At 66.9% G+C, this 12,925-nt stretch carries 13 protein-coding genes and 1 pseudogene; 6 read left to right on the forward strand and 8 right to left on the reverse strand.

Annotation, left to right across the window (positions count from 1 at the left end; genetic code table 11):
- Positions 1 to 252: 252 nt before the first annotated feature.
- Together Srubr_RS33155 and Srubr_RS33160 are read right to left on the reverse strand one after the other, a co-directional pair.
- Positions 253 to 904: pseudogene (locus tag Srubr_RS33155) on the reverse strand (site-specific integrase); the annotation flags it as partial.
- Positions 905 to 971: 67 nt separating this feature from the next.
- Positions 972 to 2,513, reverse strand: a complete 1,542-nt coding sequence (locus tag Srubr_RS33160) for a PIN domain-containing protein (RefSeq protein ID WP_189992560.1) — start codon at positions 2,511 to 2,513, stop codon at positions 972 to 974.
- A gap of 75 nt (positions 2,514 to 2,588) precedes the next feature.
- Between Srubr_RS33160 and Srubr_RS33165 the strand changes: the two genes are divergently transcribed.
- Positions 2,589 to 3,461, forward strand: a complete 873-nt coding sequence (locus tag Srubr_RS33165; RefSeq protein ID WP_189992552.1) for a YDG/SRA domain-containing protein — start codon at positions 2,589 to 2,591, stop codon at positions 3,459 to 3,461.
- Positions 3,462 to 4,216: 755 nt separating this feature from the next.
- On the opposite strand, the gene Srubr_RS41120 is transcribed toward Srubr_RS33165, so the two are convergent.
- Positions 4,217 to 4,717, reverse strand: a complete 501-nt coding sequence (locus tag Srubr_RS41120; RefSeq protein ID WP_229926571.1) for a hypothetical protein — start codon at positions 4,715 to 4,717, stop codon at positions 4,217 to 4,219.
- 534 nt (positions 4,718 to 5,251) lie between these two features.
- Here Srubr_RS41120 and Srubr_RS33175 point away from each other — a divergent pair.
- Positions 5,252 to 5,449 carry a dehydrogenase gene (locus Srubr_RS33175; protein ID WP_189992818.1) on the forward strand — a complete coding sequence of 66 codons (198 nt, stop codon included), beginning with the start codon at positions 5,252 to 5,254 and terminating at the stop codon, positions 5,447 to 5,449.
- A gap of 34 nt (positions 5,450 to 5,483) precedes the next feature.
- Here the strand turns inward: Srubr_RS33175 and Srubr_RS33180 are convergent, their stop codons facing one another.
- Positions 5,484 to 6,155, reverse strand: a complete 672-nt coding sequence (locus tag Srubr_RS33180; RefSeq protein WP_189992550.1) for an 8-oxoguanine DNA glycosylase OGG fold protein — start codon at positions 6,153 to 6,155, stop codon at positions 5,484 to 5,486.
- Between the two features lie 421 nt (positions 6,156 to 6,576).
- Between Srubr_RS33180 and Srubr_RS33185 the strand changes: the two genes are divergently transcribed.
- Positions 6,577 to 7,002 (forward strand): nuclear transport factor 2 family protein, encoded by a 426-nt coding sequence (locus Srubr_RS33185; RefSeq protein WP_189992802.1) that lies wholly within the window; start codon positions 6,577 to 6,579, stop codon positions 7,000 to 7,002.
- Between the two features lie 10 nt (positions 7,003 to 7,012).
- On the opposite strand, the gene Srubr_RS33190 is transcribed toward Srubr_RS33185, so the two are convergent.
- The 3 genes from Srubr_RS33190 to phoU all read right to left on the reverse strand — a co-directional run bounded on the left by Srubr_RS33190 (position 7,013) and on the right by phoU (position 8,472).
- Complete coding sequence (locus tag Srubr_RS33190; RefSeq protein WP_189992548.1) at positions 7,013 to 7,261, reverse strand: SCO4226 family nickel-binding protein; 249 nt, start codon at positions 7,259 to 7,261, stop codon at positions 7,013 to 7,015.
- A gap of 124 nt (positions 7,262 to 7,385) precedes the next feature.
- Positions 7,386 to 7,544, reverse strand: a complete 159-nt coding sequence (locus tag Srubr_RS33195) for a hypothetical protein (protein ID WP_167346036.1) — start codon at positions 7,542 to 7,544, stop codon at positions 7,386 to 7,388.
- Between the two features lie 238 nt (positions 7,545 to 7,782).
- Positions 7,783 to 8,472 carry a phosphate signaling complex protein PhoU gene (phoU, locus tag Srubr_RS33200; RefSeq protein ID WP_189992546.1) on the reverse strand — a complete coding sequence of 230 codons (690 nt, stop codon included), beginning with the start codon at positions 8,470 to 8,472 and terminating at the stop codon, positions 7,783 to 7,785.
- 238 nt (positions 8,473 to 8,710) lie between these two features.
- Here phoU and Srubr_RS33205 point away from each other — a divergent pair, with 238 nt between their 5' ends.
- Together Srubr_RS33205 and Srubr_RS33210 are read left to right on the forward strand one after the other, a co-directional pair.
- Entirely contained in the window at positions 8,711 to 10,006 is a 1,296-nt protein-coding gene (locus tag Srubr_RS33205) for a sensor histidine kinase (protein WP_189992544.1), read from the forward strand.
- Complete coding sequence (locus Srubr_RS33210) at positions 10,003 to 10,683, forward strand: response regulator transcription factor (protein ID WP_030612283.1); 681 nt, start codon at positions 10,003 to 10,005, stop codon at positions 10,681 to 10,683. The genes Srubr_RS33205 and Srubr_RS33210 overlap by 4 nt, the downstream gene beginning before the upstream one ends.
- Positions 10,684 to 10,882: 199 nt before the next feature.
- Here Srubr_RS33210 and Srubr_RS33215 read toward each other — a convergent pair whose 3' ends face one another.
- Positions 10,883 to 11,584 (reverse strand): copper chaperone PCu(A)C, encoded by a 702-nt coding sequence (locus tag Srubr_RS33215; RefSeq protein WP_189992542.1) that lies wholly within the window; start codon positions 11,582 to 11,584, stop codon positions 10,883 to 10,885.
- A gap of 637 nt (positions 11,585 to 12,221) precedes the next feature.
- Here Srubr_RS33215 and Srubr_RS33220 point away from each other — a divergent pair.
- The gene (locus Srubr_RS33220; RefSeq protein ID WP_003953493.1) at positions 12,222 to 12,704 is read left to right on the forward strand and encodes a CarD family transcriptional regulator; all 483 of its coding nucleotides are present in this window, start codon (positions 12,222 to 12,224) and stop codon (positions 12,702 to 12,704) included.
- Positions 12,705 to 12,925: the final 221 nt, after the last annotated feature.

Raw genomic sequence — 12,925 nt, forward strand, 5'->3', positions numbered from 1 at the left:
TGGGCCGTCCGGACGTTACGGCCAGCGGTACAGCAACGTAGTGCAGCAACCCCAGCAACCGCCCATGACCGACAGCCACTCCCAGGAGTCGCACGGTGCCCTGTATGACCCCTGCTGACCGACCTCTGTAGAGCTACGGATCAGAAGGTTGCAGGTTCGAATCCTGCCGAGTGCACACAGATGAGAGGCCCCGGATTACTCCGGGGCCTCTTGCGTTTCAGGGGCATACAGCAGCGAAGTACAGCAACCGCGTCAGCCGGCGCCGCCCATGGCACTGGACAGCTTGCCGAGCGCGGCTCGCACCTCTTCCTCGCTGGCTTCGGCGTAGACCTCCATCGTCATGGCGATCTGGGAGTGCCGGAGGATCCGCTGGGCGACCTTCGGGTGGACCTTGAGCGCGACCAGGAGCGAACTGCACGTGTGCCGGGTGTTCCGGAGCGGGATGACGCGGACGCCGGCGCGACGAGCCCGCAGCGCGAACATCCGGGTGAGGTTCCCCGGCTCGATCGGAGTGCCGTACTTCGTGGTGAAGACCAGCCCGTGCGTGTCCTGCCACAGCTCACCGGCCGCCTTCCGGTCCCCGGTCTGCTGAGCCCGCCGCATGCGGAGGGCCTTGAGGCACAGCGCCGGGAGTGGAAGGAAGTCGTCTGACTCCTCGGTCTTGGTTTCCCGGTGGAGGATCTGCCGCCCGGCCCGCTGGATCTGGTGATCCACGTAGATTTCACCTGCGTCGAAGTCCACCGACTTCAAGGTGAGTCCCAGGACCCCCCCGGCGCAGGCCGAGGCAGAGTACGAGCATCCAGGCCGCGAAGAGGTGATCGTCCCGCGCGGCGCAGTCGGCGAGGAACCGGCCCGCCTCGACGACCGACCAGGGCTTGATCCGGCGGCGGCGCGGTTTGGGGACCTAGTTAGAGCCACTGCGCGCCGGAGCGAGCCCAGGAGAGGCACCTGCAGGTCATGCCTGCCCAGCCTCAATCGTTCTCATAGTGCCCTGTATTTCGAAGCCTTTTCAGCCTCAACTCGAGCGCCTGCCCTTCATCTCGCGCCCTCTGAAGATTCTGACGGATTTCGGCTTCGCTGAAGTTTGTTTCTTGACGACTCTCCGCCTGTTCGAGTAGCTGCGCCCAAGTCGCCTCCTCTGTTCGTGCCTCCTCGTACAGCGATCGTAGGGTCGCCAAGCCGTTTTTTAGCCCTTGTCCACCTCTGGCGATCTCACCAGCCTCTGCCGCGCGCACGAGCCTGCGCGCCTTCGCTGCCCCCGCCCCGCCTTCCAAAGCGACTTGTCTGGCACGCCTAACGAGAGGCCCATCAACCCAATACACGGGTTGCCCGTTCATCACTTTTCGCTGAGAATTCTGCTTTAGTCTGTGAATCAACTTCCTAACACGCACTACGTCGGCCTGGGCAAATTCGCGGTCCGCTTGGAATGTTTCATCATCAGGATGAAGCTCGAGAGAATCACGAGCTCGCTCAAGCTGCGCCATGGCATGATCCCGATGTACAGTCAGAGCGAACATGAGATCTTCATATTCGGCCTCTGGTAGCACCAATGGACGATCGACACTTGCGGCGAGATTTTCAGCCTGCGCAACCGTCGATGCGCTGACAGATGCGCCAAGCTCCTTTCTCGCCACTTGAAGAAAGGCGCCCAACTGAAGGATTAGGAAGTCGACTCCGCATCTTTCCTTCATTTCAGCGACGAGCTCAGGGCGTGCGCCGACGATTAGGCCGGCCTCCTTCCTGACCCAGTCCTCTTTTACGTCGTTTGTCACCAGCAGTATCGGCGAACTCAGCTCCTCGGCACGACGCAGCACTTGCTCCCACACGAAGTAATCACCGTGCGCATTATCCTTCTTGTTGGAATCCTTGTAACCGGGCGGGCGTTCATCTTGCGCTCTCCTCTCGTACTCCTCTATCAAGGCACGAGTCTCGTCATCATTGAAACCCTGTCCGGTCTTACCATCCAAAATCTCGGCAAGTTCAGACAGGACGGGGTCGCCAGAGATTACTCCCTCTAGAGTGAGATCGAACGATTCCGCATGCTTCACCACCTCAGCCTTTACGCGCGTGAATACCTCTTGGATAGGTTCAACAAGGGCGCGCTTATCCTCTGTCGCCATCGAGCACCTTTTAGCGAAGGCGTAAAGCTCTTGGAGAACTTTTGCTTTATGGTCGTCCAATGACTTAGGAACCGAAGCGTAGAGTGCGAGGTGATCCTTAACCGCATCCACCCTTCGATTGTAATATTCCGCCGCTACCTGGTGGGGAATCCAAAGTCGATCGCCAACTCGTCGAAGCGCCTGAAGGAGTTCCTCCCGGGCGTCAGGCGTAAATCTGTACAGCTCCAACAGAACGTTTGTATCCACCACCACCATGTAGCTCCTTACACCCGCTTCATAGTCGCTAGCGGGACGGCGCCAAAGGCCTTCAAAGGCGGCGAGAAACGAGGAGGTCATGAGGCTTTGTACTCCAGCAACACTGCGGCGAGGTGAAATATGGACAGTTTGTTCCATACTGCATAACTGAGACGATTTCAGGCATTAATCAGCTCTGTAGACCATCCTAATGATGGCTGGCATCATGAGGGGATGATTGGTGAGCTTCCTGACATCACTGTGGGGCAGACCTTCCCCAGCCGGCGCGCGTTGCACGATGCTGGCGTGCATCGGCCGCTGCAGGCAGGCATCTGCGGCACCAAGCAGACAGGGGCAGAGTCCATCGTCGTGTCAGGCGGATACAAGGACGACGAAGACTACGGAGCTGTGATCATCTATACCGGACATGGTGGTCGCGACCCCGAAACACAAAAGCAGGTGGCAGAGCAAAGCCTCACAGATCCGGGTAATGCAGCCCTGGTCACGAGCTACCTGGAAGGTTTTCCGGTCCGAGTAGTTCGCGGAGCTCAATCACGTTCCCCATATGCCCCTGCCGAGGGCTACCGATATGATGGTCTTTTCAATGTTAGCAGTTTCGGAAGCAAGATGGGTGTCGACGGTTTTCGGGTATGGCAGTTCCGCCTCGAGGCTAAGAATCAGGCCGAGAAGATAGCTGACTCCAACCGAGAAGACAACTCTCCGACCTCAGCCGAGGACTTGAGCCCTCGGGATCTCGTAGCCACCCAACGGGTCGTACGAAATACTGGCGTGGCCCGGCAAGTTAAAACGTGGCATCTCGATCAATGTCAAGTTTGTGGAACGCGTCTCGTCGTCCCAGGGGGAACGTACAGTGAGGCGGCGCATATCCAGGCCTTGGGGGCGCCGCACAACGGAGCTGACATCGTTGGAAACATCTTGTGCCTTTGCCCCAATTGCCATGTCCTCTTTGACGCTGGGGCCATCTATCTACGGGACGACCTCGTAGTGATGGCAGGTGAGACAGAAGTGGGCCCCCTCCGTCTGGACTCGAGGCACCAAATTCGGCTGGAGTGCGTGCGAAGCCATCGAGCAAGATGGCGCCGGTAACCATGGGGCGGGCGGGGTCACGGACTGCGGCCAGCACTAGGCCAGCCCTCGCGTTGGACGCCAGGTCGGCTCGCGGCCCCGGGTTGTCGCTGGCTCCGCACCACAACGCACCAGATCGAGCGGGGAACAGCGGGGAATCACGGGGAAGGAAGCCGAGCCCGACGAAGACACGGATCGGCCGTTCGCCGAGGGCAGCGACCAAACCGGCCGTTAACGATCGCAGCTTCCCAAGCTGAGGGCTCGGCCGGTTGCGGCCGTCAGGCGCTGGCCGTCGAAACAGGCAGCGTGGCTGAGGCCGGCGGGGGTACAACGAGGCACACGCGTGCGTGGTCGGTCGGCGCACTCGCCGTCGTGGCGGGCTGTCGTCGGCTGAGGTTCGGGCTGGCGCGTCGAGGGCGCCGGCCGTCAGGCGAGTGCGGCGAAGCTGGGCCGTCCCTGGGCCGTCCGAGGCCGCTCGACAGGGGCCAAGGACGACCAACGACGACCACCAGGCGTACGACTCCACCGCCCCTGACCAGCAAAAACCCAGCTCGCCAAGATCCCCGGCAACACCCAGGGCAAGAAGAAGTAAGCGGAGCTGTAGCGGGCCCCCTGTCTGCGGTTTGTCTGCGGGGAGGGGGCTGTTCTCTTGGAGTGGGCCGTCGGGCGCGGAACGTACCGGGCTTGGCTCTGTCGAAGACACCGGTCACGGCCTTGAGGGTGTGTTCCTGGCTGGAGGGTACGAAGCGTGCGTACCGCGAAGCGTCAGGGTGGGGCTATGAGCCGTTTCCTCGAAGCGCGAGCTGTGCTGCCGGACGACATGGACGGCCTGCGCGCGCACATCGTTGCTCGAAGTCCGGGGGCAGCCAGCCGCGACCGAGCAGGCGCGGATGGGCAGGAAAGGCTGTGATCGCGGCAAGGGCGAAGGCCAGCGACGCCCACGGTGTCTGGACGCGAACTGTTCCGTGATCCCCACGCGTGTCGACGAAACTCGTCTGGAAGACATCAACAGCTACGAGGTCGATGGTGCTCAGCCCTCCCCACGCGAGGTCGAGTTCATACACCGGATGCGCGAAGTGCAGTTTCTGCAGGGTGAGGGTGACTTCGCCTGTCGCTTCCGCTACCCACCGGGGCTGAGCGTCACGTTCTGCTTGACGGCGGCGAGCGGCATTGCCGATCGCATTGGCCGCAAGGGTGCCGATCACCACTCCGGGGTTGCCGAACGCGAAGACATCGTTGCGTCGGTAGCGTCCATCGCCGAGGGCTCGCCAGGTCATACGTTGCCCAGGTCCAACAGCGAGGGCCCGATCGCCATGATGGAGTCGTGCCGTTGTGGCCACAACTGGTCGCCGGGCCACCTGCCCTTCGAGGATGTCGGCGAGGATGTCACAGGAGTGCCAAAGGTACTCGTCCAGCGGCGACCATAACGGCTGAGCAGGGGGCTCTGGCGGCGGCGCAAAGGGGTTGGCCACTGTCACTCCAGCGTCCGGTTGAGAGGTCCGGGGTCACGGTTCGCGATCAAGCCTACTCAGGCCGTCATGCGTGAGGCGGTGGGCGGGGGCAGAGCGGTCGCAACCGTCGGCGGCGAACCCCAGGCTGGATCCCCTTGTCCCAATGGATCGCCCAAGTGTGGCTGTACGCCAAGACCAAGATGGGTGCTTCTTTCCACCGGACAGTGGAGCCGCCCGGCTTGTCTCGACCTCAGACAGAAGGCGCTGGGCGTGCTCGGCTCCTGAGAGAGCCGCCCGAGAGCGCACGATTGCCGCGAGGCCGCTTCAGGACGAAGAGGGCGCTCCGGTAGGGTCCGCCGCGTGACCGATGCCCCGGCCTGCCCCGAATGCGGCCTGACCATGAAGTCCGGCGGCTTCGTACTTTCTCGGCGGGAAGAGGACGGCCGGCGGGCCTGCCGGACGCTGTGGGGGTGTGCCGGCGGGCATACCTGGTGGCGTTGGGCCGACCGCCTGGACGAGCCCTTCGAGGTGTGCCCGGTCCCGGAACTGTTCCGCTGATACCGGACGCTGAGCACCGCTGCGGTCGGGGCGCTCAGGTCGCGTCCACGTGGCCGTTCAGATGGAAGAGGAGCCACTCGAGCCAGTCGGCCGTGACTCCGGTGGACGCGGCCCAGTCGTGCATGGTGCTGACGTAGGTGGCGTACCGGGTGGGCCAGTGGCGTGTGCCGGCCGCTTTCCAACTGGTCCAGCCGAGGGCGTTCAGCGAGCGGAAGACCCGGTCGTCGAGGATCAGGGCCCGCTCGCACGGGGCTTCGCGGTCGTCCACGGCGGCGAACCACTTGGTGAAGAACGACCGTCCCACTCCCTTGAGGGCGAACTTCGCGTAGGCCCCCTTCAGGTCGCCTGCCCGCACCGCTTCACGCGTGGTCCGCAGGACAGCGGTCCGGTTCGGGTCGGACAGGGCCGCTTCGGTGTACCGCGGCCCACGCCCGTTGGTGGTGCCCGAGCCCCAGATCATGACGGCCACGAACAGGTCGCGCAGGCTTTCCGGATCGTCGTCAACACGGTCACGGAGGCGGGCCAGGTCGCCCCGGCTGATGAGCCGGTCACCGCTCGTCCCGCCGGCGCATTCGACGCCTGCGTCGAGCACGTGGGTCGCTCCATGCTGCTCCAGCCGCGGGCGCCACGTTCCCGGACGGAAGCGCACGGGCTGCTGCTCGCAGTCACCGTAGCGGGCGACGAGCTTTCGGAGCTGCTCCTCCATGTTCCCCCCTGACCATGTGCCCGCGATCCGCGAGCCGCCAACCGCAGCGTACGGGAGGGGCGCCAGAGCCACACGCCTATCCCCGATGACGGACGTACCAGACCACTGCCAACACGATCAGGACCGACAGCGTGAACGCCCACACAGTGAGAGTGGCGTTGGCGGAGTGGTACACCATGGCGAGCACCCGGATACTGATTCCCCGCGCGCAGTAAGGCAATCGGTGAAGCCGGTCCCCGGGTCCGTGCGTCCCGCCGCCTCCACCGACTGAGGGCCTCCACGGCCGCTCATTACCTCCTGGGTAATCGACCGCCCGCCCCATCCCTGGCAGGGTCGAGCCCATCGGCAGGAACCCCCCGTCGGGTGCCGGCCCCGCAGTCGTGAGGAGAGCTTCGTGTTCAACAAGTCCAGCGGCATCAACATGGGTTCAGAGGTCAGCGCCGAGGCCACCCGCGCCATAGTCCAAGACTTCCTCGCCGCCCGCCTCGCCGGAGACACCAAGCGGCTCGTGGAGATCTTCGCCGACGAAGTCGACTGGCTGCTCGCCGAGAACCCGGTCGTTCCCTGGATCCGGCCGCGGTCCACCGGTGCCGAATGCGCCGCCCAGTTCACGGAGTTGGCGGAGCACACCGTGCCTGAGGACGCGCGTGCCTCCGTGGACGCCTTCCTCGTCGACGGGGCCGACGCCGTGCTGATGGGGCATGTGTCGGGGACCGTACGCGCCACGGGCAAGTCCTTCGAGGGGCCGTTCGCGTTGCGGCTCACCGTCGAGGGCGGGCGGATCGTCCGGCACCACCTCTATGAGAACAGTTTGTCGATCGCCGAGGCATGCACCCCCGATCGGTAAGACGCCGGGGTCAGACCTGGAGCGGGACCGGGTGTACCTCGTCCGCCCGGTGCCCCGCGCGTTCGTGGACGCGTTGGACCGCCTCGGCCGACGGGGCCTCGGAGAGGCAGTAGACCGTGCCCGACTCCGGGTCCGCCCAGGCGTGTTCGAAGTGGACCGACTCCTCCTGCTCGATGGCGAGGTCGGCCTGGTGCGCCGCCATCAACTGGTCGGCCGTGATGCCCTGCATGCCGCGGTGGATGTCCATGAACCTGGCCATGATCCCGCGCCTCCTTCCGGCCGGACGCTCCCCGCATCTCCATGCTCCGCCCCGCCGGCGGTGAGGGCACCCGGAGCGGCGGAGGGCCGGCGCGAAGCGTGTTCGCGCCGGCCCCGGTCGTCGTTCAGCCGCACTGGCAGGGGTTGCCCGACTGGCACCCACAGCCGCAGCCCGAGCCGCAGCCGCACGCGGCGACCAGCGGAAGGCTCCTGATCTCGGCGGGCTGCTCGGTCTCGCGCTCCTGCGTGGGGTCGGGCGTGGTGCTGCCAAGGGATTCGGCCATGGGTCCCCTCCTAATACCTCGGGGCAGGGATGCCCTCGCCCATTTCATGCCCATTCGGCCGGGCGCATCAACGGCGCACGGAGGCGTTCGGCCACCCCAGCCCGCCGGCCACCCCAGCCCGCCGACCGCCTCAGCCCGCCGACCGCCTTAGCCCGCCGGCTGCCAGGGGCCGGCGGCAGGCAACGCTGAGGCACTGGAAGAAACCGCAGCCCCAAACCCCTGCGGAACCCCCGGAGGGCTACGCCCCCTCCACCCCCGTAACCGCCTGGATGTCCGACTGAAGCTCGTCCGCGTGCTCCCCGGTCACCAGGTACACCACCCGCTTCGCCACGGCCACCGCGTGGTCGGCGTACCGCTCGTAGTAGCGGCCCAGCAGCGTGACGTCGACCGCCGTCTCGATGCCGTGCTTCCAGCGGTCGTCGATGAGGTGCTGGAAGAGGGTGCGGTGCAGCAGGTCCATCTCGTCGTCGTCCTGCTCCAGCTGGAGGGCGAGGTCGACGTCCTTCGTCACGATCACCTCCGCCGCCTTCGCCATCAGGCGCTGCGCGAGCTGGCCCATCTCCAGGATGGTGGCGTGCAGGTCGTGCGGGACCGCCCGGTCGGGGAACCGCAGCCGCGCCAGCTTCGCCACGTGCTGGGCGAGGTCGCCGGAGCGTTCCAGGTCGGCGGACATCCGCAGCGACGTGACGACTATCCGCAGGTCCGTGGCCACCGGCTGCTGCCGGGCCAGCAGGGCTATCGCCCGGGCCTCCAGGTCGTGCTGGAGCTCGTCCACCTTCTGGTCGCCCTCGATCACGCTCTCGGCCAGCTTCAGGTCCGCGTCGAGCATCGCGGTCGTGGCGCGTCCGATGGCCGACCCGACCAGCCGGGCCATCTCCACCAGTCCGTCGCCGATCGAGTCCAGTTCCTCGTGGTACGCGTCCCGCATTGTGGGTTCCCTCTCGTGCGTGGTCGTCCGGGGATCTCGGGGGCCGTCACATCACACGTGCGCCCCCTGGCGAAACCGGCGGTACGTGCCCCACGTTCCACGCTGTGCCCCGTACGCGTCCTTTTCCGCCACCCCAAATGAACCAGTGCTGGCTCCAAGGTGAACTCTGGGCGACGAGTGTTCGAGGTCGCACCCGGACGGCTGTGGGCATGTCGTACCCCATGCCTAACCTGGAGCCATGGACGTGAACGCGGCGGTCGCCGCAGCGGCAGCGATCGCCGGGGTGCTCACCGGCGTCATCGCCATGCTGGCGTTCCGCTGGAGCGAACGCGACCAGAAGCGACCGACCAGGACTTCCTTGCACACCGATCCCGTACTCCCGCCCGGCGTGGACACCGTGCTGTCGGTGCTGCGCTCCTCCGCCGTGGTCCTCGACGAGGCCGACGCCGTCGTCAAGGCCAGCTCCGCCGCCTACGCCCTCGGGCTGGTGCGCGGGGGCAAGCTCTCCGTGGAGCCCATGCTCCAGATGGCCCGGGACACCCGCAGGGACGGGGAGATACGCCAGGTCGAACTGGATCTCCCCCGGCGCGGCACCGGACGCGGCGAGGCCCTCGCGGTCTCCGCGCGCGTGGCCCCGCTCGGCTCCCGCCTGGTCCTGCTGCTGGTCGAGGACCTGACGGAGGCCCGCAGGATCGAGGCGGTACGACGCGACTTCGTGGCGAACGTCAGCCATGAGCTGAAGACGCCCGTCGGCGCGCTCTCCCTCCTCTCCGAGGCCGTCATGGACGCCTCTGACGACCCCGAGGCCGTACAGCGCTTCGCCGGCCGGATGCAGATCGAGGCGACCCGCCTGACCAACCTGGTCCAGGAGCTGATCGACCTCTCCCGGGTGCAGAACGACGACCCGCTGGAGGACGCCGAGCCCGTCCGCGTGGACGAGCTGGTGGCCGAGGCCATCGACCGCTGCCGCCACCAGGCCGGCACCAAGCAGATCACCATGGCCTCGAACGTGTGGGTGCCCGAAGGGACCGATCAGGACGGCCGACGCGAGGGCGGCACCGTCGACCTGCACGTGTGGGGCAACCGCGGCCAGCTGGCCGCCGCCCTCGGCAACCTGGTCGAGAACGCCGTCAACTACTCCCCGGCCCGTACCCGCGTCGGCATAGCCGCCCGCAGGGTCTCCGCGCCCGGCGGCGACATGATCGAGCTGGCCGTCACCGACCAGGGCATCGGCATCTCCGACAAGGACAAGGAGCGCATCTTCGAGCGCTTCTACCGGGTCGACCCGGCCCGCTCCCGCGCCACCGGCGGCACCGGTCTCGGTCTCGCGATCGTCAAGCACGTGGTCGCCTCGCACGGCGGGGAGGTCACGGTCTGGAGCGCCGAGGGCCAGGGCTCCACCTTCACCCTCAGGCTGCCGGAGGCGGGCGCGGCCCGCGACCGCGCACAGCAGCACCCCGGCCTCGACGACGAGGCCGGACCCACCGACTCATCCCCGTACGCTTCGCTTCCCGCTCCGGAGGTCCTTCCGTGACCCGTGTGCTCGTCGTCGAGGACGAGGAGTCCTTCTCCGACGCCCTGTCGTACATGCTCCGCAAGGAGGGCTTCGAGGTCGCCGTCGCGGCGACCGGTCCCGACGGTCTGGACGAGTTCGAGCGCAACGGCGCCGATCTGGTCCTCCTCGACCTGATGCTGCCGGGCCTGCCCGGCACCGAGGTCTGCCGCCAGCTGCGCGGCCGTTCCAACGTCCCCGTGATCATGGTGACCGCGAAGGACAGCGAGATCGACAAGGTAGTCGGTCTCGAAATAGGAGCCGACGACTACGTCACCAAGCCGTTCTCCTCCCGTGAGCTGGTCGCCCGCATCCGCGCGGTGCTGCGCCGGCGCGGCGAGCCGGAGGAGGTCGCCCCGGCCGCGCTGGAGGCGGGCCCGGTCCGCATGGACGTCGACCGCCACGTGGTCACCGTCGCCGGCTCCAAGGTCGACCTTCCGCTGAAGGAGTTCGACCTGCTGGAGATGCTGCTGCGCAACGCGGGCCGGGTGCTCACCCGCATGCAGCTCATCGACCGCGTCTGGGGCGCCGACTACGTGGGCGACACCAAGACCCTGGACGTCCACGTCAAGCGCCTGCGCGCCAAGATCGAGCCGGACCCGGGCGCGCCGCGCTACCTGGTGACGGTGCGCGGGCTGGGCTACAAGTTCGAGCCGTAGACCGCGGCAGGCCCACACGTACGCCGAAGGGCGGCACCCGGATACGGGGTGCCGCCCTTCGGCGTGACGACGATCGGCCGCGCGCCACGGCCACCGGCCCGCGCGTACGGCGGCCTGCCCGTGGGCGTACGGCGGCCCGCCGGGCCCACGGCCGGACGGCGGGCCCACGGCCGGACGGCGGGCGTCGGCGTACGGCCCGTCAGTGACCGGCGGCCGACTGCGAGGCCGAGTCGCTCGGGGCGACGGCCTCGCCGGAGGCGCTGCCCGACGGGGTGGCCTCGCCGCTGTGCTCCGGCGCGCCGCCGTGCTCCGGCGCGCCGCTCTGCTCCGGCTTGCCGCTCTCGGAGGCGTGTGCGCCCGGGGCACCGGTCTTGGTCGCCGGCGCGGACGGGACCTGCGACGGACCCCACTTGTCGAAGTAGCTGGTGGCCGGGACCACGAAGGCGCTCAGGGTGACCTTGCCGGTCTTGCTGAGGGTGAAGGTGACCTTCTGGGCGTCGCCGTCCTTGACGGCCTCGCGGCCGCTGGGCAGCGTCGCGGTGGCGTTGCCCTTGCCGCCGATGACCAGCGTGCCGCCCGCGGGGACGGTCACGTTCTTGCCCTTGGCGGGCTTCAGGTCGGCGGACTTGCCGCCCTCCAGGGTCACGGACTCCAGGGTCTCGGCGGTGTCGCCCGAGTTGAACAGGGTCGCGGAGATCACCGCGGGACCCGTCGACTTCAGGTCGGGCTGGGTGATGACCAGGGCGTTCTGGATCTTGATGGCACCGACGCTGGTCGCCGCGTTGTCCGGCTTGATCTCCAGGGTCTGCGAGTCGTTGCCGGCGCCGCAGGCGGCGAGCGAGGCGATCGAGAAGACGATGGCGGAGGCGGCGAGGGCGCCGCGTCGAAGGCTGCTGCTCACGGCGGCGGCAACTCCTTGAACGCGCGGGCGGCTCCTCTTATAAAGCCGCCCTAAGTGTCTGTCAGCGGCCTTAGGCTACCGAGCCGTTCCCGGGCCGCCGCACCCGACCCTCCCCCAAGCACCGTCCATCCCTCCAGGTGGGGGTACCCCGGCGGGCACAAGTGACCTGCCGGTCACATTGCGAAGGCGCTCGTCTGCCATTCGTATAACGCGACGGCGCGCGCCTCTATCGCGACGGTGTGCGCCTCTCGGTGACCGTCGCGAAATTTCCGTGATGGAATGCGCCGGGCTCCCCGGAATTGATCACGGCACACCCGTCCGGCGGCCGGTGATCAATTCCGGATTCGGCTCACATCCGCCCGTGCGCGCCGAACGGAGTAGCGGAAGTCGCACTCTCGGAGCCGGACAAAACGGGATGTTCCGCCACTTGGAGCGGCCTCCCGAGGCGTGTAACGTACGCGTTTCACCTCGCCCGAAGAGCCCCTCCCACCTGCGAATACCCGCTTCCGTGAGGCCCTCGCAGCACGTCCCGGTTGCTGTTGTCAAGCCCTGAGATATGCCCTGACCTGCGAAAACGCCATTCAGAAGACGCCGTATCCGTGTTACCCTGGATAGCCACGGAAGGGGTACCTGTCACATGACGTTCAAGGTTGGCGACACCGTGGTCTATCCCCATCACGGGGCCGCGCTGATCGAGGCCATCGAAACTCGCCAGATCAAAGGCGTGGACAAGACCTACTTGGTGCTGAAGGTCGCCCAGGGTGACCTGACGGTACGTGTGCCAGCGGACAATGCGGAGTTCGTCGGCGTGCGTGATGTGGTCGGTCAGGACGGACTGGACCGGGTCTTCGAGGTGCTGCGCGCGCCGTATGCCGAGGAGCCCACGAACTGGTCCCGTCGCTACAAGGCAAACCTGGAGAAGCTCGCCTCCGGCGATGTCATCAAGGTCGCGGAAGTCGTGCGCGACCTGTGGCGCCGCGAGCGCGAGCGCGGACTGTCCGCCGGTGAGAAGCGCATGCTCGCCAAGGCCCGCCAGATCCTGGTGAGCGAGCTGGCGCTCGCGGAGAACACGAACGAGGACAAGGCCGAGGCCCTGCTCGACGAGGTGCTCGCCTCCTGACGCGCAGAGGCAGCGAACCATCGCTTCCGGCACGCCCAGCACAGCAGTGAAATGCCGCGGTGCCCGTTGACACTGACCCTGTCGCCGGGCGCTGCGGCATGTTCGTCCCCGCGGAGCGTGCCCTGGGAAGCCTGTGGTTCAACCCCCCGGTACTCGGCGTGCCGGGTCCGGGCGGACGGCTCGACCAGGGTCACGGAAAGGGTCCGGTCAAGGCGCCACGC

Source organism: Streptomyces rubradiris, assembly GCF_016860525.1.
In the GTDB taxonomy this organism is placed as follows: Bacteria; Actinomycetota; Actinomycetes; order Streptomycetales; family Streptomycetaceae; genus Streptomyces; species Streptomyces rubradiris.